The sequence below is a fragment of the Streptomyces sp. NPDC040545 genome, from assembly GCF_055595065.1.
Genome location: NZ_JBVIWA010000024.1, coordinates 41,126 through 58,961, shown reverse-complemented (window position 1 = coordinate 58,961; position 17,836 = coordinate 41,126). Strand labels below are relative to the sequence as shown.

At 72.4% G+C, this 17,836-nt stretch carries 17 protein-coding genes; 6 read left to right on the top strand and 11 right to left on the bottom strand.

Translation table 11 applies throughout. The annotated features are described in order from the left end of the window. Positions 1-10: 10 nt before the first annotated feature. Genes ACZ573_RS33020 through ACZ573_RS33000 form a run of 5 tightly spaced genes read right to left on the bottom strand, consistent with a single transcriptional unit; the run spans position 11 to position 4,755 of the window. Positions 11-601, bottom strand: a complete 591-nt coding sequence (locus ACZ573_RS33020) for a hypothetical protein (RefSeq protein ID WP_471311482.1) — start codon at positions 599-601, stop codon at positions 11-13. Continuing rightward, entirely contained in the window at positions 598-1,770 is a 1,173-nt protein-coding gene (locus tag ACZ573_RS33015; protein ID WP_351156548.1) for an ROK family glucokinase, read from the bottom strand. The genes ACZ573_RS33020 and ACZ573_RS33015 overlap by 4 nt, the downstream gene beginning before the upstream one ends. Beyond that, positions 1,767-2,738, bottom strand: coding sequence for an ATP-binding cassette domain-containing protein (locus ACZ573_RS33010; protein WP_471311479.1), 972 nt, complete (start codon positions 2,736-2,738; stop codon positions 1,767-1,769). The genes ACZ573_RS33015 and ACZ573_RS33010 overlap by 4 nt, the downstream gene beginning before the upstream one ends. Then, positions 2,705-3,748: an ABC transporter permease gene (locus ACZ573_RS33005; RefSeq protein WP_471311476.1), complete on the bottom strand. Its 1,044-nt coding sequence runs from the start codon at positions 3,746-3,748 to the stop codon at positions 2,705-2,707. Before ACZ573_RS33005 ends, ACZ573_RS33010 begins: the two co-directional genes overlap by 34 nt. After that, positions 3,745-4,755, bottom strand: a complete 1,011-nt coding sequence (locus ACZ573_RS33000; protein WP_471311473.1) for a substrate-binding domain-containing protein — start codon at positions 4,753-4,755, stop codon at positions 3,745-3,747. The genes ACZ573_RS33005 and ACZ573_RS33000 overlap by 4 nt, the downstream gene beginning before the upstream one ends. A gap of 195 nt (positions 4,756-4,950) precedes the next feature. Between ACZ573_RS33000 and ACZ573_RS32995 the strand changes: the two genes are divergently transcribed. Then, entirely contained in the window at positions 4,951-5,964 is a 1,014-nt protein-coding gene (locus ACZ573_RS32995; protein ID WP_471311471.1) for a Gfo/Idh/MocA family protein, read from the top strand. 63 nt (positions 5,965-6,027) lie between these two features. On the opposite strand, the gene ACZ573_RS32990 is transcribed toward ACZ573_RS32995, so the two are convergent. Next, complete coding sequence (locus ACZ573_RS32990) at positions 6,028-6,963, bottom strand: DMT family transporter (protein WP_471311468.1); 936 nt, start codon at positions 6,961-6,963, stop codon at positions 6,028-6,030. A 112-nt stretch (positions 6,964-7,075) separates the two neighbouring features. Here ACZ573_RS32990 and ACZ573_RS32985 point away from each other — a divergent pair, with 112 nt between their 5' ends. Then, complete coding sequence (locus ACZ573_RS32985; protein ID WP_471311466.1) at positions 7,076-7,447, top strand: hypothetical protein; 372 nt, start codon at positions 7,076-7,078, stop codon at positions 7,445-7,447. 418 nt (positions 7,448-7,865) lie between these two features. On the opposite strand, the gene ACZ573_RS32980 is transcribed toward ACZ573_RS32985, so the two are convergent. After that, positions 7,866-8,483: a dihydrofolate reductase family protein gene (locus ACZ573_RS32980; RefSeq protein ID WP_471311462.1), complete on the bottom strand. Its 618-nt coding sequence runs from the start codon at positions 8,481-8,483 to the stop codon at positions 7,866-7,868. An 842-nt stretch (positions 8,484-9,325) separates the two neighbouring features. On the opposite strand from ACZ573_RS32980, the gene ACZ573_RS32975 reads away from it, so the two are divergent. Then, a complete protein-coding gene (locus ACZ573_RS32975; protein ID WP_471311459.1) occupies positions 9,326-10,063 on the top strand; it encodes a 3-oxoacyl-ACP reductase family protein in 738 nt (245 codons plus the stop codon). A 207-nt stretch (positions 10,064-10,270) separates the two neighbouring features. Here ACZ573_RS32975 and alc read toward each other — a convergent pair whose 3' ends face one another. Then, complete coding sequence (gene alc, locus ACZ573_RS32970) at positions 10,271-11,389, bottom strand: allantoicase (protein ID WP_471311456.1); 1,119 nt, start codon at positions 11,387-11,389, stop codon at positions 10,271-10,273. Between the two features lie 3 nt (positions 11,390-11,392). Continuing rightward, entirely contained in the window at positions 11,393-12,727 is a 1,335-nt protein-coding gene (gene allB / locus ACZ573_RS32965) for an allantoinase AllB (RefSeq protein ID WP_471311607.1), read from the bottom strand. A gap of 336 nt (positions 12,728-13,063) precedes the next feature. Between allB and ACZ573_RS32960 the strand changes: the two genes are divergently transcribed. Next, the gene (locus tag ACZ573_RS32960; RefSeq protein ID WP_468113284.1) at positions 13,064-13,867 is read left to right on the top strand and encodes an IclR family transcriptional regulator; all 804 of its coding nucleotides are present in this window, start codon (positions 13,064-13,066) and stop codon (positions 13,865-13,867) included. Between the two features lie 123 nt (positions 13,868-13,990). On the opposite strand, the gene ACZ573_RS32955 is transcribed toward ACZ573_RS32960, so the two are convergent. After that, positions 13,991-14,683, bottom strand: coding sequence for an ABC transporter ATP-binding protein (locus tag ACZ573_RS32955; protein WP_471311453.1), 693 nt, complete (start codon positions 14,681-14,683; stop codon positions 13,991-13,993). After that, a complete protein-coding gene (locus ACZ573_RS32950; protein ID WP_471311450.1) occupies positions 14,680-15,765 on the bottom strand; it encodes an ABC transporter permease in 1,086 nt (361 codons plus the stop codon). Before ACZ573_RS32950 ends, ACZ573_RS32955 begins: the two co-directional genes overlap by 4 nt. Positions 15,766-15,899: 134 nt before the next feature. Here ACZ573_RS32950 and ACZ573_RS32945 point away from each other — a divergent pair, with 134 nt between their 5' ends. Continuing rightward, a complete protein-coding gene (locus ACZ573_RS32945; RefSeq protein WP_471311447.1) occupies positions 15,900-17,177 on the top strand; it encodes a sensor histidine kinase in 1,278 nt (425 codons plus the stop codon). Further along, a complete protein-coding gene (locus ACZ573_RS32940) occupies positions 17,174-17,809 on the top strand; it encodes a response regulator (protein ID WP_471311445.1) in 636 nt (211 codons plus the stop codon). Before ACZ573_RS32945 ends, ACZ573_RS32940 begins: the two co-directional genes overlap by 4 nt. Positions 17,810-17,836 lie beyond the last annotated feature (27 nt).

Genomic DNA, 17,836 nt, shown 5'->3' with positions numbered 1-17,836 from the left:
GATCCCAAGGCTAGGGGGTGGTGGAGGAGACGACGTAGACCTTGGAGACCTTGGGGTCGGTGAGGTCGACGGTGATGTCCCGGGTGGGCCGGGGGTCGTCCTGTTCGAGGGTGGTGCCCAGCCATGAGGTCTCCGGCTTCCAGTGCCAGCCGGCGATCGAGGTGTCGTGCGCGGAGACCGAGACGCCGGGGGTCAGGTCCTGTCGGCCGATGCCGAGGGAGGACAGGAAGCCGTCCAGTTCCGGCGGGGTGACCGCGAACTGGACGTACAGCCGGCTGGTGCGCCAGTTGTTGGTCTCCAGGAACCCGACGCGCCAGGCCTTGTCCGGGACCGGGACCTCGTAGATGCTGCGCTGCACCTTGGAGGGCCAGCCGGGGCGCACCTTGGACGCGCCGACCTTGGCGGCCTTGTCGCGGCCGCTCTCGCGGCTCTGCTGGGTGGAGATCGCCAGGTAGCCCGCGGGTACGCCGACCAGCAGCAGGATGATGATCGCGGTGATCCAGCGGCGCTTGACGACGTGCCTGCGGTCCTCGGCGGTGGGCGCCGGGGTGCTTTCGGCGTCGGGGGCGGAGGCCTGGTGGGGCAGGGTGGGCGGGTTCACTGTTCGTCCTGGTCCTTGGGGGCGGCGGGATCGCGCCGCCCCAGCTGCTGCGCGTAGCGCTCGTACCGCTCGTAGCGCTCGACCCGGCGGCGGGTGGCGCGGCGGAAGCGGCGGGCGACGAGCCGGGCGAGGTCGGCGGCGCCGACCATGCCCGCCTCGGGTCCGAGCTGGGCCTTGGCGATACGGGCTTCGGGGCGGTAGCCGCGACCGGTGAGGTGGCGGCGGAAGGCGTCCCGGGCCGGACCGATCAGCAGGTCGTCGGCGGCGCTGACGCCGCCGCCGATGACGAAGCAGGACGGGTCGAGGGCGGCGGCGAGGTTGGCGATGCCGACGCCCAGCCACTGGCCGATGTCCTGGAGCAGCTCGACGCACATGGCGTCGCCCTCGCGGGCCAGCTCGGTGATCAGCGGTCCGGTGATCTCGGAGACGTTGCCGCCGACCCGGGCGATGATGTTGTACGCGACCGGCGAATCGGCGGCGGCCAGCTCGCGGGCCTCGCGGACCAGGGCGTTCCCGGAGCTGTACTGCTCCCAGCAGCCGCGGTTGCCGCAGGGGCAGCGGTGGCCGCCGGGGACGACCTGCATATGGCCGAATTCGCCCGCGACCCCGTACCGGCCGCGCTTGACCTGACCGCCTTCGAGGATGGCCCCGCCGATGCCGGTGCCGAGCGTGATCATGACGAGGTGGTCCTCGCCGCGTCCGGCGCCGAAGCGCCATTCCGCCCAGGCGGCGGTGTTGGCATCGTTGTCGACCATGACCGGGACCGCGAGCCGGGACTGGAGCGCGTCGCGCAGGGGCTCGTCGCGCCAGGCCAGGTGGGGTGCGAACAGCACGCGTGAGCGGTCGGCGTCGACCCAGCCGGCCGCCCCGATGCCGACCGCGTGCACGTCGTGCCGGTCGGAGAGGTCCAGCACCAGCTCGACGATGGTGTCCTCGACGACCTTGGGGCTCTTGGACTTGTCCGGGGTCTCCGTGCGGATCTTCTCCAGGATGATCCCGTCGGCGTCGACGACGCCGGCCATCACCTTGGTTCCGCCGATGTCGATGCCGACCGTGGGGACGCGCGGGGCCGTCAGGTGCGACCGGCGCTCCCGGGTCCCGATGGTCCGCAGGACGGTGCCTCGCGCCGACCCCCGGTGGGTGAGCGTGAAGTCCCGGTACGTGCTCATCGAGTCGTGTCGTCCCTCTTGGGTGCGGTGGTTCGGGGGGGCCGGTCGGCCTCGTCGGCCGGGCCGCCGCGACCGGCTGCGCCGTCCGTCGCGGCCGTGGCGTGTGGGGCGCCTGCCCCTGATTCTGCCACTCGCTCCAGTTCGTGGCTCAGCTCGTCCAGCTCGGAGCCGCCCGCCATCTGCCGGGTGAGCTCGTCGAGCGTGATCGAGTCGCGGGTGTGGCTGCCCGCCATGGTGCCCCGCTTGAGGAGGACGAAACGGTCTCCGACCAGGTACGCGTGGTGGGGGTTGTGGGTGATCAGGACCACGCCGAGGCCCGCGTCCCGGGCGGCGGCGACGTACTTGAGGACCACTCCGGACTGCTTGACGCCGAGGGCCGCGGTCGGCTCGTCGAGTACGAGGACCTTCGCCCCGAAGTACACGGCGCGGGCGATGGCCACGCACTGCCGCTCACCGCCGGACAGCGTGCCGATGGGCTGGTCCACGTCGCGCAGGTCGATGCCCATGCGCAGCAGCTCGGTGCGGGTGGTCTCGCGCATGAGGTCCACGTCGAGGCGGCGGAGGGGGCCGCGGCCCTTGGTGGGCTCGGAGCCGAGGAAGAAGTTCCGCCACACGGGCATGAGCGGGACGACGGCGAGGTCCTGGTAGACGGTGGCGATGCCGTGGTCGAGGGCCGCGCGGGGGTTGGCGAGGACGGTCTCCTCCCCCTCGATCTCGAAGGTGCCGGCGTCGTGCCGGTGCAGCCCAGCGATGATCTTGATCAGGGTGGACTTGCCGGCGCCGTTGTCGCCGAGGACACAGGTGATCTCGCCCGCCGAGACCTCCAGGGAGACCCCCTGGAGCGCGCGGATGTTCCCGTAGAACTTGCTGACGTCGGTCAGCTTCACCAGGGCGGTGCCCGCTGCGGGCCCGGTCGTGGTCTTTTCCGTCGCGGTCACTTGGTTGCCTCCGCCCGCTTGCGGACCCATGCGTTGAGCAGCGTGGCCAGCAGGAGCATCGCGCCGAGGAAGAACTTGAACCAGTCCGGATTCCACTGGGCGTACACGATGCCGTTGCTGGTCATGCCGAAGATGAAGGCGCCGACCGCCGAGCCGATGGCGGAGCCGTAGCCGCCGGTCATCAGACAGCCGCCGATGACGGCCGCGATGATGTAGAGGAACTCGTTGCCCACGCCCTCGCCCGACTGGACCACGTCGAACGAGAAGAGGATGTGCTGTCCGGAGATCCAGGCGCACAGGGCGACGCCCATGTAGAGGCCGATACGGGTCTTCACGACGGGCACGCCGGTGGCGCGGGCCGCGTCGGCACCGCCGCCCACGGCGAAGATCCAGTTGCCGGCGCGGGTGCGCAGCAGGATCCAGGTGGCGACGGCCACGATGGCCAGCCACCACAGGATGGTGACCTTGAGGGTGACCGAGCCGATGTTCCACTGCGAGGCGAAGAGGGCGCGCGCGGAGGAGAAGCCCTCCATGTCGGCGATGGTCTTGGTGGAGACCGTGCCGGTGATCAGCTTGGTGAAGCCGAGGTTGAGGCCGGTCAGCATCAGGAAGGTGCCGAGCGTGATGATGAAGCTGGGCAGCTTCGTACGGGTCAGCATGAATCCGTTGAAGAACCCGATGGCCAGGGTGACCAGCAGGGACACGCCGACGCCGACCCAGACGTTGGCGGTCATCTGGTAGCTGAACATCGAGCTCACCAGTGCCGAGGTCGTGACCATGACGCCCGCGGAGAGGTCGAACTCGCCGCCGATCATCAGCAGGGCCACCGGGGCGGCCATGATCCCGATGGTGGAGGCCGAGTAGAGGATCGTGCTGAGGCTGGAGGCCTGCAGGAAGGTCGGCGCGACGAGGGAGAAGAAGACGAAGACGGCGACGGCGCCGACCACCGAGCCCAGCTCCGGGCGGGCGAGCAGCTTGCGCAGGGTGGAGGTGGGGGCGAGCCGTTCGTCGCGCCCGTCGGCGGGTGCGGCCGCGCTCATCGGCTGCCCCGCTTGATGTACTCCTCCAGCTTGCCCGCCTCGTCGGCGGTCACGATCTGCGGTCCGGTCAGCACGGGACGGCCGCCGCCGAGCACGTTCGCGTTGTAGCGGTAGAGCCAGAGCAGGTCGATGGCCTCGTAGCCCTGCAGGTAGGGCTGCTGGTCGACGGCGAAGCCGAGGGCTCCGGACTTCAGGTCGCGGGCGACGGACTCGTTGAGGTCGAAGGTGTCGACCTCGGCCTTGCTGCCGGCCGCGTCCTTCGCCTTGACGGCGGTGGGCGCGAAGGGCGCGCCGAGGGTGACGATGGCGTCGACGGAGGGGTCCGCCTGGAGCTGGGCCTGGATCGCCGCCTGGACGGAGGGCATGTTGGTGCCCTCGACGTACAGGTTCTCCATCGTTCCGGAGAAGGTCTTCTTGGCCCCGGCGCAGCGCTGCTCGTGGCCGACGTTGCCCTGCTCGTGCAGGACGCAGACGGCCCGCTTCTTCCCGCGCTTGTTCAGCTCGGCGCCGACGGCCTCGCCCGCGATCACCTCGTCCTGGCCGATGTGGGTCAGCGCCCCGTACGCGGCGGACTGGGCCGAGCCGGAGTTGACCGTGATCACCGGGATGCCGGCCTTGACGGCCTTGGCGAGGACGTCCTTGAGGGCCTCGGGCTTGGCCAGGCTGACGACGATCCCGTCGACCTTCTGGTCGATGGCGTTCTGCACGAACTGTGCCTGCTGCTGGGCCTGGTCGTCGTGGGCGTAGACGAAGTTGATGTTGTCCTTCGCCGCGGCCTCCTTGGCGCCCTTCTGGACGATGTCCCAGAAGGTGTCGCCGTCCCCCGCGTGCGTGACCATCGCGAAGGTCCAGCGCGGCGTGGAGACGGCCGGCCGGCCCGCCTCGGCGGCCCTCGCGCGCTCCTCGGCGCGCTTGCCGCCCGTACTGCTGCAGCCCGCGAGCGAGGCCCCCAGTACCGCCGCGAGCACGGCGCCCACGACGCGTACCCCTGTCCGAACCCTAGCCACGTCGCCGCGCCCTTCCCTCGTCACCAATTCGGTCCGTCGTCGAGCCGGTCACCAATCCGGTCATTCCGGCTCCATTCCGGTCCAGCCGCTCAGTATCCGCCACAGTCGACCATGGAGGGTCATCGGGGCACGCACGGTCAGGTTGACATGCGCGGGCGGATTGACAGGTTCCGCCGACAGGGTCAGGTTGAGTGCATGCGCATCGGCTTGATCGGAACGGGCCGGATCGGGTCCTTCCACGCGGCGGTACTGGCCCGCCACCCGGAGGCGGGCTCGCTCCTGCTCGCGGACGCCGACCCCGCGCGGGCGGCGCGCCTCGCCGACCGGCTCGGGGCCACCGCCGCGCCCTCCGTGGAGCAGGTCTTCACCTGGGGCGTGGACGCGGTGGTGGTGGCGTCGGCGACGGAGGCGCACGCGGACCTCGTCGTACGGGCGGTCCGCGGCGGGCTGCCGGTGTTCTGCGAGAAGCCGCTGGCCCCGGACCTGAACCGGACCCTTGCGGCACTGCGGGAGGTGACGGCCGCGGGCGGTCTGCTCCAGGTGGGCTTCATGCGCCGCTTCGACGCGGGCTACGGCACGGCCCGGAACCTGGTCCGTTCGGGCGCCCTGGGGCGGCTGCACACCGTCCGGACGATGACGGCCGACCCGGCGCCGCCGGCGGCCGCGTACCTGGCGACCTCGGGCGGGCTGTACCGGGACTGCCTGGTGCACGACTTCGACATGGTCCGCTGGGTGACCGGGCGCGAGGTGGCCGAGGTGTACGCGGCCGGGTCGGACGCGGGTCCGGCGCTGTTCCGGGAGACGGGCGACATCGACACGGCGGCCGCCGTGCTGACGCTGGACGACGGGACCCTGGTCACGGCGACCGGTACCCGGTGCAACGGGGCCGGGTACGACGTGCGGATGGAGCTGGCCGGGGAGCGGGACCAGGTCTCCGTCGGGCTGGACGACCGGACGCCGATCGCCTCCACCGAACCGCACGGCCCGCCCCCGGCGAGCAAGCCGTGGACGGGGTTCCTGGAACGTTTCGCCCCCGCCTACGAGGCCGAGCTCGCGGCCTTCGTCCAGCTGGTGCGCGGCGAGGGCGCCAACCCGTGCGACGGCCGGGAGGCACTGGCGGCGTTCCGCATCGCGGAGGCCTGCGAACTCTCGCGCCGGGAGCGGCGCCGGGTGCGGCTGGAGGAGCTCCCGGACCTGCCGGCTGTGTAAGGGGGGCACGGGGCCACAGTACGGCGGGTGATCACCTGTGGCTGCGGCGCTTTCCGGACACGCTCAGGGGGTCGTCACCGCGCTCCGGCCCCAGGCGGTGCCGACGAGGACCAGGAGGGCCCCGGCCAGGCCCAGGGGGCCGAGGTGGTCGCCGCCGAGGGCGATGCCGGCGACGGCGGCCCACAGGGGTTCGGTACCCAGCAGCAGGCTGACCCGGGAGGGCGAGGTGCGGCGTACGGCCCACATCTGCACGAAGAAGGCGAAGAGGGTGCAGAAGACGGAGAGGAAGGCGAGCCCGGCCCATTCGGCGGCCCCGAAGCCGGCGGCGGCGGTCCAGGGGCTGTCACCGGTCCCGGGTACGCCGGCCAGCAGGGCGAAGACGAGGACCGCGGCGCCGAGCTGCACGGTGGTCAGGGACAGCGAGTCGGCGTCCTGGACGGCCTCGATGCGGGCCATGAGCAGGACGTGCAGGGTCCGGGCGAGGGCGGCGCCGAGGATGAGCAGGTCGCCGGTGCTGGGCGCGGTGAAGCCGGCGCCCTGGGTGAGGAGCACGACCCCGGCGACGGAGACGGCGGCGGCGCCGAGGAAACCGGCGGAGGGCGCCCGCTTCCTGACGGCCGCTTCGGCGAGGGGGGTGAAGATCATCGTCAGGCTGATGATCAGCCCGGCGTTGGTGGCGGAGGTGTGGACGACCCCGTAGGTCTCCAGGAGGAAGATCCCGCCGAGTACGAGGCCCAGCAGCCCGGCGCCGCGCAGCTGGGCGGGGCTCAGGGCGCGCAGCCGCGTCCACCCGGCGACGACGAGCACGGGCAGCACCAGCGCGAACCGGAGCACGAGCACGGCGATGACGGTGTGGGTGGTGGTGATGCCCTTGGCGGCGAGATAGCTGCCGCCCCAGACGACGGCGACGGCCAGCACGGGCAGATCGGCCGGCCAGGCCCGGCGCGGTGCTTCGAGGGCGGGCGAGATCACGGTCAACGGAGGTCTCCAACGGCTCATCGGGGGTGGAGACGTCGGCGGCTCGCACGGGTGCGGGCACACCGTACCGGAGCCGATCATGCCGGGCGACCCCTTTCCGGGCCCGCGACCTCGGCCCCGTAGCATCGGCGGCATGGCTGATCTCTACGCCCTGGATCTGGCGTTCGACCTGCTCGACACCACGCCCGACGACGTGCTCGCGGAGGTGCGGCGCCAGCTGACGTCGCCGGACGGCCTCCTCTCGACCCGGGGCCCGGCGTGGCGCGTCGGCGGCATGCTGGTCGGGGAGTTCGGGCCGGGCGAGCGCGGCGGGTGGGCCCTGACCGCCCGCCAGGAGATCCACGAGGAACAGCTCCCGGAGGTGGAGGACCTCCTCCTGCTCCTGGCCCCCCACATCCGCCCGCCGGGCCCGGTCGGCCGTCTCCGCTTCTACGAGCACGAGTCCCCGGACCTGCTGGTCCTGCGCGAGGGCCGCGTGGTCCAGCTGGCGCTGGACCCGCGGTAGGGGGTGCCGCTGCGGCCTGCCCGGCATGGCTGAGGGCGGGTCCCGGTGCGCCGCCGAATTCGAGTGGTACGAAGGACTGCGCCCGGCCTCGCCCACGAGTACCTCGTGTGGCCGGGGAGCGAGGCCCGATGGTGCTGGAGCGTGAGCAGTGGGCGATCTTCGCCAGGTGGAACCAGGGCCACGAGGCGGGGAGGTCGGTCCGGAGGGCCATCCAGCCCTCGGTAGCGTCGACGCCCGCTACGACGAGCTGACCCGACTGCTCGCCCCGCACCGGCAGCCGCCCGCCGATGTACGGCGCGTGACCGGCGAGCTGAGGTTCGACGACGGTGCCCCCTACCGGGTCGACGGGGGCTCGGCTCCTGGTTCCGGTGGCACCCGGGCAGCCGCGGACGGATCCGCAGCGCCGGGTAGCGCCGGGTCAGGCGCCGACGGTGCCGAACGACGCCCGGCCCGTCGGCCGGTAGGTGTGGATGGCCGTCCCGGACGATGTCGTGCGGGAGGCCGTCAGCTCGTAGGCCGTCGACAGCCCGCCGGTGGGGAACAGCCTCTGCCCCGCGCCGAGAACCACGGGGAAGACCAGCAGGTTGATCTCTTCCACCAGGTCCCGGGCGAGCAGCCACTGCGCGAGCTGCCCGCTGCCGTGCACCTGGAGCTCCCCGTCCAGCGTGTCCTTGACCCGGACGATCTCGCCCTGCAGGTGCTCCCCGTCGAGCACGGTGACCGGCCCCCAGGCCGGCTCCGTGAGGGTGGTCGAGGCCACGTACTTGGGCAGCCGGTTCAGCTTGCCCGCGACGGGGTCGGCGGGGTCGTCGTGCTCCGGCCAGTACGCGGCGAAGATCTCGTACGTCTTCCGCCCGAGCAGGAACGCCTCGGCCCGCCCGAACACCTCGGTGATGAACTCCCCCATCCCCTCGTCGGCGAACGGCGCGACCCACCCCCCGTACTCGAACCCGCCGCCCCGATCCTCGTCGGGCCCCCCGGGCGCCTGCATCACGCCGTCCAGCGTCACGAAGGTGGTAAGGGTCAGCTTCCCCATGGCTCTGCGCTCCTCGCTCGGTGGCCTCTACGGGTTCAGACTCCCGTCCACCGGAGAACTCATCGACACGCCACGCAACCGACCGCCCGATCGGCCGCACACGGCCGCGGAATCGAGAAGTCCCACGTCAACCGATCGCGGAGGGCCCGCAGGAATTTTCCTGCGAGCCCCGCGCGATGTTCCACCATGGTGGTGGCAGTCCCCTGACGGTCCTTCAACAGGACGGTCAGGGCGTGGCCCGTGGTCTTGCCCTTGGTCTGCCGGACGGTGGTAGGGGCTCCGACGCCGGTGTAGGAGCGGACGGCATCCACGGCCTGGCCGGCCAGGTTGACCGTGACCTCGGCCTCACCCAGGTACAGCGTGCGGCCTGGCCCTGCGCAAGGGCAAGCCCGGCGTCAACGGCGGAGTCGGCCTCACGTCGCTGGAAGCCAAGGCGAACGCCGAGGGCGGCGAGGACTACACCTACGCCACCACCGGCTGGGGCAGGGCCGCCTACCCCAAGCTCCTCGGCACCCCCGACGCCAATGGCGACGGCATCCCCGACATCTGGGCCGTCGGGAACAACGAGAACCAGTGGCTCTTCCAAGGCGGAACCAGCACCGTCGGCGCCCCCATCGGCCGTGACGAGGACGGCTGGAACACCTTCCTGACGATCGGGTAGTCGGGACGGACAGCCGCAACCGCGAGCGCCCTGCCGGGAGATCACTCCTGGCAGGGCGCTCCGGCGTTCCCCCTCCCACGTCCGCTCCCCCACGCGGAACGCCAGGTCGGATTCCTGCCAGCGGGGTGGGCCCCGGGAGGATTTGATTGAACCCGCAACCAATTGATGCGGGAGGAACGGCATGGACAGCAACAACACCGTGGCCCTGGTGACCGGGGGAAGCCGGGGGATCGGGGCGGCCGTCGCACTGCGGCTCGCCGAGGACGGGGCCGACGTCGCGATCACCTACGTCAGCGACGCGGAGGCCGCGGCCGAGGTCGTCGGGAAGGTCGAGGCGCTCGGGCGGCGGGCCGTCGCCCTGCGGGCCGATGCGGGGGACGCCTCCCAGGTCGCGAACGCCGTCGGGGAGACCGTACGGCGGTTCGGGCGGCTCGACGTACTCGTCAACAACGCCGGCGTGGGCGTGCTCGGGCCGCTGGCGGAGCTGGCCCCGGCCGACGTGGAGCGCGTACTCGCGGTCAACGTGCGCGGGGTGTTCCACACGACGCAGGCCGCGGCCGCGCACCTCGGGTCCGGCGGGCGGATCATCACCATCGGCAGCTGCATGACCCAGCGGGTGCCGGGTCCGGGCGGAACGCTCTACGCCATGAGCAAGTCCGCGCTGACCGGGCTGACCAAGGCCCTCGCCCGGGAGCTGGGCGGGCGCGGGATCACCGCGAACATCGTGCACCCGGGGCCGGTGGACACGGACATGAACCCGGCGGACGGACCGTACGCGGGCCCGCAGGCGGCCATGACGGCGCTCGGGCGGTTCGGCGCACCGCGGGAGGTGGCCGCCGTCGTGTCCTTCCTCGCGGGTGAGGAGGCGGCGTACGTGACGGGCGCCGAGTTCGCCGTCGACGGCGGGCACGCCGCGTAGCCCTCGGGCCGGGCGCGCGGGCGGGAACCGGGGCCGTACCGCCGGCGGGCGGGTGCGGGCGGGTGCGGGCCGGGTGCACGGGGCTCCGCCCCGGACCCCGCGCCTCAAACGCCGGCGGGGCTGGATTCGGGCCCGCGCCTCGGCGCCGGAACGGCGGAGCCCGCCCCGGGGTGTCGGCCCCCGGGGCGGGCTTCACGTGCTGCGTGACTAGCCGCCCACCTCCTGGTGGCGGGCGGTCAGCGCCGTCGCGCCGGCCTCCGTGAGGGAGCCGTACAGGCGCAGGCGGGAGAAGCCGCCGTCCGGGAAGATGTCGATCCGGACGTGCGTGCCGACCGCCGGGGCGTCCAGGACGAAGCGGTGGTTGGTGTCGGGCTGCAGGCGGGTGCGCGGCAGGAACTCCGTCCACTCGCCCTCCTCGCCCGTCCTGACCGACAGGGAGGCCCAGCCGGCCGAGTTGCCCTTGAGGTACGCGGTGTCGATCTCGACGGCGCGGATCTCGGACTCGGCGACGAGCTGGTAGCGGATCCAGTCGTTGCCGTTGTCGCGGCGGCGCGCGGTCTCCCAGCCGTCGTCCATCTTGCGGGAGCGGCCCGGGTTGATGGTGTTGGTCGGCGGGGAGTAGAAGCGGTTGGAGGCGTCCTGGACGGAGCCGCCGTTCTCCAGGGCCACCACGTCGAAGGAGCCCAGCGCGTCGAGCCACTTCGGGTCGGGCAGGACCTCGCCGTAGACGCGCAGGCGGGCGATGCCGCCGTCGGGGTGCTGGTTGACGCGCAGGTGGGTGAAGCGCTGTTCGACGTCCACCTCGAAGCCGTTGGCCGCGTGGCCGCCGACCGGGGTGCGGGCGACGAGGGTCGTCCACTTCACGTCGTCGCCCTGGAGCTCCTCCGGGGTCGGCGCGAGGGCGCCCGCCCAGTTGGTGGCCTCGACGGAGACGGCCTGCGGCATGTTGCCGCGGAAGTGTGCGGTGTCGACGACGATGCCGCGGACGATGCCGGGGGCGCCCAGGCGTACGAGCGCCCAGTCGTGGTCCTCGGCGGTCGGCCAGGGCTGGGTGGCGCAGACGCCACGGCGGCGGCGGGTCTCCCAGCCGTCCATGACCTTGCCCTTGTGGCCGAAGTCCTCCGGGTCGAAGTGCGCGGCATCGGAGATCAGCAGGTTCTCGCGCTGGGCGAAGAACTCGTCGTTGGCGGCGATGACACCGGCACCCAGCTCACGGGCGGCGAGGTTCGCGTACTGGGTGAACGGGAAGTCCGCGGTGCGGTAGTCCGCGTACGGGTCGCCGCCTCCGTACGGGTTCGCGTTGCCGGTGAAGGATTCAATCGCCACTGGTCAGTTCTGCCTTTCGAGGAGGAGGCCCGTGGGCTCGGTCGGGGTGCCGTGGTCGGCGATCTGCGTACCGCGCAGCCAGGTGGACTTCACGACGCCGTGCAGGGTCTTGCCCGCGTACGCCGTGACCTGGTTGCGGTGGTGGAGCTCGGCCGGGTCCACAGTGAACGTTTCTTCAGGGGCCAGGACGGCGAAGTCGGCGTCGCGGCCGGCCTCGATGGCCCCCTTCTGGCTGAGGCCCGCGAGGTGGGCCGGGGCGGCGGACATCCAGCGGACGACGTCCTCCAGGGTCCGGCCGCGGCGGCGCGCCTCGGTCCAGATGGCGGGCAGGCCCAGCTGGAGGGAGGAGATGCCGCCCCACGCGGTGGAGAAGTCGCTGGTCTTCAGGTCCGCGGTGGAGGGCGAGTGGTCGGAGACGATGCAGTCGATCGTGCCGTCGGCGAGCGCGTCCCACAGGAGGTCCTGGTTGGCGGCCTCGCGGATGGGCGGACAGCACTTGAACTCGCTGGCCCCGTCCGGCACTTCCTCGGCCGTGAGGGTGAGGTAGTGCGGGCAGGACTCGACGGTGATGCGGACGCCCTCGGCCTTGGCGGCGGCGATCAGCGGCAGCGCGTCGGAGGAGGACAGGTGCAGGACGTGGACGCGGGCGTTCAGCCGCTTGGCCTGGGCGATCAGGTTGCCGATCGCGGTGTTCTCGGCGTCACGCGGCCGGGAGGCGAGGAAGTCGGCGTACTTGGGGCCGGGGACGACGGGAGCGGCGTCGAGGTGGTGCGGGTCCTCGGCGTGCACGATCAGCAGGCCGCCGAAGCCGGTGATCTCGGCGAGGGAGGTGGCCAGCTGCTCCTGGTCGAGCTCGGGGAACTCGTCGACGCCGGAGGGCGACAGGAAGCACTTGAAGCCGTAGACCCCGGCGTCGTGCAGCGGCGCCAAGTCCTTGACGTTGTCCGGCAGGGCGCCGCCCCAGAAGCCGACGTCCACGTGCGCCTTGGCGCGGGCGACCTCCTGCTTGACGCGCAGGTTGCCGGTCGTCGTGGTGGGCGGCAGGGAGTTCAGCGGCATGTCGAGGATCGTGGTGATGCCGCCGGCCGCCGCGGCGCGGGTGGCCGTCCAGAAGCCTTCCCACTCGGTGCGGCCCGGGTCGTTCACGTGGACGTGGGTGTCGACCAGGCCGGGGAGCAGGACGTCGTCACCGAAGTCCTCCAGCCGGGCTCCGGCCGGTACCTCGGCCTCGTACGCCAGCACGGCCGCGATCTTCCCGCCGGCGACGGCCACCGAGGCGGCACGCGTCCCCTCGGGGGTGATGACGCGCGTCGAGCGCAGTACCAGTTCCACAGCCACGTCGGCCACCGAACCTCCCCATCTACTTCCACAGAGCGAAATTCAACGTTCTGTTGACGGAGTCTTCCCGGCGATCGGTACCCAGTCAAGAGCGTCCGGACGGACCACTGACACACCAGGACCGCAATTGGATGTTTCCACAGGATGGAATTAAGATTTCGCTATACAGAATGTAGCTACCACCACCGGGATGTGGGCGGATAACTTCCGGAGGACGTCCGCCACCAGGACAAACCCTCTCTGACCGGCGGCGACGACCTCGACCCCAACACTGGGACCGACGCCGACCGCCGGGTAGGCTGCAGCCTTGCCTGCCAGCACCGAAAGGACCGCGCCGTGCCGACGTCCAGCGCCAGCACCACCGACGCTTCCTCGAAGACCCCCGCCGCCAGCGGTGGCGTCCAGTCTCTTGAGCGCGCCTTCGACCTGCTCGAACGCATGGCCGATGCCGGGGGCGAGGTCGGCCTCAGCGAGCTCTCCGCCGCCAGCGGTCTGCCTCTGCCCACCATCCACCGCCTGATGCGCACGCTGGTGGCGTGCGGCTACGTACGCCAGCAGCCCAATCGACGGTACTCCCTCGGCCCCCGTCTGATCCGCCTCGGCGAGTCCGCTTCGCGCCTCCTGGGTACCTGGGCCCGCCCCTACCTCGCCCGCCTGGTCGAGGAGACCGGGGAGACGGCGAACATGGCCCTCCTCGACGGCGACGAGATCGTCTACGTCGCCCAGGTGCCGTCCAAGCACTCCATGCGCATGTTCACCGAGGTCGGCCGCCGGGTCCTGCCGCACTCCACCGGCGTGGGCAAGGCGCTCCTCGCCCACACCCCGGCCGACGAGGTGCGGGCCCTGCTGGCCCGCACCGGGATGCCGGCGGCGACCGAGAAGACCATCACCACGCCCGAGGGCTTCCTCGACGCGCTGGAGCACGTCCGCAAGGTGGGCTACGCGGTCGACGACAACGAGCAGGAGATAGGAGTCCGCTGCCTCGCCGTGTCGGTGCCGAACTCGCCGACCGCCGCCGCGATCTCCATCTCCGGTCCGGCGGGCCGGGTCACGGAGGCCGTGGCCGAGTCCTTCGTGCCGATCCTGCAGGGCGTGGCCGCCGAGCTCTCGGTGGCCCTGGCCAACCAGAGCCCCGCGTAGGTTCACGCAGTCGTACGAAGGCCCCGGCCGCCCCTCGCTTCGAAGGGGCCGCCGGGGCCTTCACGTACAACCTTCACGTACAACCGTCACGTACGCCTTCCGTACGCGCCTTCCGTACGCCGCTCAGGGCGCAGGCACCGGCGCCGGGCTCAGCGTCAGGCTGCCGTCCGTCATCGTCGCCGTACGGTCCATCCGCTCCAGGTGGGCGTGGTCGTGCGTGACCAGCACCGTGGCCGTGGAGCGCTCCCGGGTCAGGGTGACCAGCAGGTCGAGCACGGCCGCACCCCGCTCGTGGTCGAGCGCGCTGGTCGGCTCGTCGACCAGCAGCACGGCGGGCTCGTTCATCAGGGCGCGGGCGATGTTGATCCGCTGCCGCTGGCCGCCGGAGAGCTGGTGGGGGCGCTTGTCGGCCTTGTCGGCCAGGCCCACCGCGTCCAGCAGTTCCAGCGCCCGCCGGCGCAGCGCGCGCGAGGGGCGGCCGGAGAGGTGTGCCATGACCTGGAGCTGGTCGGCGGCGGTCAGCGAGGCCAGCAGGTTCGGCTGCTGGAAGACGATGCCGATCTTCTCCCGGCGCAGGGCCGACTTCTCGGCGGGGCCGAGCTGCGTGGTGTCCTGGCCCGCGACGACGACCCGGCCGGAATCCGGCGTGACGAGGGTGGCGGCGACCGCGAGCAGGCTGGACTTGCCGGAGCCGGAGGGGCCGATGACGGCCGTCAGCGTGCCGGCGGGCACCTCCAGGCCGACCGCGTCGAGGGCGGTGAGCCGGCTCTCGCCGTCGGGGTAGGTCAGCGTGACGTCGTGGACGAGGAGGGTCATCGGGCGCTCCCGAGGGCGGTCAGCGGGTCGACGGCGGTGATCCGCCGGACGGACAGGGCAGCGCCCAGCGCGCCGAGCAGGATCATGATCGCGGCGGGGACGAGCACGGTGGCGGCGTCCAGGACGAAGGGCACGGGGCCGCCGCTGATCAGCGCGCCGAATCCGGCCGCGAGCGCGGTGCCCAGCCCGGTACCGATGGCGAGCATCACGACGGCCTGGCCGAGGGCGTCCTTCAGGAGGTACGGGGTGGAGGCGCCCAGTGCCTTCAGGACGGCGATGTCCCCGCTGCGCTGGATCGTCCACACCGTGAAGAAGGCGCCTATCACCAGGGCGGAGATGGCGAACAGGAAGCCGCGCATCAGCTGCAGCGAGCCGTTCTCGGCCTGGTAGGAGCCTATGGCGCCCAGGGCCTCGTCCACGGTCTGCGCCTTGGTCCCGGCAGCCTCGTCGGCCGCGCCGAGGTCCACGCCGCGACCGGAGACGGCGACGACGGTGGCGAGGGTGTCGATGGAGGTGCCGGGGTTGCCGACGCGCTGCCAGTCGTTGAGGTCCATCCAGACGACCGGGGTGTGGCTGTAGGCGGCGGTCCCGGACACCCCCGCCACGGTCATCTCCAGCGGGCCGATCTTGAGTTCGGCGCCGGCGGTCAGGCCGCCCAGCTCCTTCGCGGCCTTCTCGGTGAGGACCACCTGGCCCTGGGTGAGGCCGGCGTCGCGCGGTGGGAGCCCCCCGGCGGAGTCCACCCCGAAGACCGAGACCGCGGCGGTGCGCTCACCCGAGACGGCGTTCGTGGTGCGGATGCCGAGCGGCTCCGCCGCCTTCACCCCGGGCTGCCCGCGCCAGGCCAGCCAGGCGGACTCGGGCACCTGGGAGCTGGTGAAGGACACCTTCTGGTCCCCGGGGGGCGCGGCGAATGCCAGGTGCGTGGCGGGCAGACCGGTGATGGCCGAGATGTTCTCCCGGGCCAGGCCGGAGGTGAGCCCGGACAGCAGGCCCACCAGCAGCGTGATGAGCAGCACGACCGAGCCCATGAGGGCGAATCGGCCCTTGGCGAACCGTAGATCTCTCCATGCGACGAACATGTTCCCCACCTTGGTCTTCCGCGTGGACACAAGGCATCGCGCCACAGTAGTGATCCTCGTATCGAAGGGTGCGCCCGGACATCGAACTTTCGGTTGACCGGGTCCGGTCCGCCCCCACTTACGCTGGTCCGGACATGACTGCTCCCGTTTCCTCCGCTCTCCCCGCTCGCCCCGCGCTCTCCGCCACGCGTGCCCTGACGCCCGTGTCGAAGGTGCTGCGGCTGTGCCTGCACGCGCTCCTCTTCGGTCTGCTCGCGCTCGCCGCCGGGCGGGCCGTCGCCGACTCCGCGCCCCGGGCCGGCTGGGTGATCGCCGCCTGCGCGGTGCTCGCCGCCGTCTACGCGGGCGGCGTACGGGCCCCCGCGGTGCACAGTTCGCCGCGCGCCGGGGCGCTGTGGCTGGCCGGGCTCGGCGCGGCCTGGGCGGGGCTGCTCGTGGTCTGCCCCGACGGGCTGTGGATCGCCTTCCCGCTGTACTTCCTGGAGCTGCACCTGCTGCGGCTGCGGTGGGGGGTCACGGCCGTCGCGGTGACCGCGTGCGCGGCCATCGCCGGATTCCTCGCGCACAGCAGCTCGGTGACTCCCGGGGCCTTCCTCGGGCCGTTGCTGGGCGGGGCGGTGGCGGTGGCGACCGTACTGGGCTACCAGGCGCTGTACCGCGAGAGCGAGCGCCGCCGGGAGCTGATCGAGGAGCTGATCACCACCCGGGCCGAGCTGGCCGCGGCCGAGCGGGGTGCGGGGATCCTGGCCGAGCGGGAGCGCCTCGCCCGGGAGATCCACGACACCCTCGCCCAGGGGCTGTCCTCCATCCAGCTGCTGCTGCGGGCGGCCGAGCGGGCGCTGCCGACCGGGGCTCCGGCGCTGGAGCACATCGCCCGGGCGCGCGAGGCGGCGCAGGAGAACCTCGCCGAGGCGCGTCGTTTCGTACGGGCCCTGACCCCGCCGGACCTGGAGCGCGGGTCGCTCGCGGCCGCTCTGGAACGGCTGTGCGCGGGGGTCCCGGGGCCGCGCGTGCGGTTCTCGCTGAGCGGCAGCCCGCGGGTGCTGCCCACGCCGTACGAAGTGGCCCTGCTGCGGATCGCCCAGTCGGCACTGGCCAATGTGGTGCGGCACGCGCGGGCCGGACGCGCCGAGATCACCCTGACGTTCATGGACGCCTCGGTCACCCTGGACATCGTCGACGACGGGCACGGCTTCGACCCGTCCTCGGTCGCCTCCGGCGCGGGCGACGGCGGCTTCGGGCTGCCCGCGATGCGCTCGCGCGCCGAGACCCTGGGCGGGCTGTTCACCGTGGAGTCCGACCCGGGCCAGGGCACCGCCGTGGCCGTCACCCTGCCGCTGCCCCTCGAGAACCTCGAACACGTCGAGGAAGCAGCACATGCGGAACATCCGGACGCCGTGGAGGCCCTGTGACCATCCGTCTCCTGCTCGCCGACGACCACCCGGTGGTCCGGGCCGGGCTGCGCGCGGTGCTGGACACCGAACCGGACTTCACGGTGGTGGCCGAGGCGGCGACCGCCGAGCGGGCGGTGGTGCTGGCCGCCGGTGAACCGGTGGACGTGGTGCTGATGGACCTCCAGTTCGGTCCCGGTCCCGGTATGCACGGCTCCGAGGCGACGGCCCTGATCACCGCCCGCCCGGGCTCCCCCCGGGTGCTGGTGCTGACCACCTACGACACGGACGCGGACATCCTGGCGGCGGTGGAGGCGGGCGCCTCCGGCTATCTGCTCAAGGACGCCCCGCCGGAGGAACTGGCGGCGGCCGTACGGACGGCCGCGGCGGGCCAGTCGGCGCTGGCCCCGGCGGTGGCGCTGCGCCTGATGGACCGGATGCGGACCCCCGCGGAGGCGCTGACGAAGCGGGAGCTGGAGGTGCTGCAGCTGGTCGCGGACGGCCTGTCGAACCAGCAGATCTCCAAGAAGCTCTTCCTCAGCCAGGCCACCGTCAAGTCCCACCTGGTGCACGTCTACGCCAAGCTCGGCGTCGACTCCCGCACCGCGGCGGTCGCGGCGGCCGCCACCCGCCGGCTGATCCGCACCCCGTAGGGGGCTGGCTCCGCGGCGCGGGTCAGG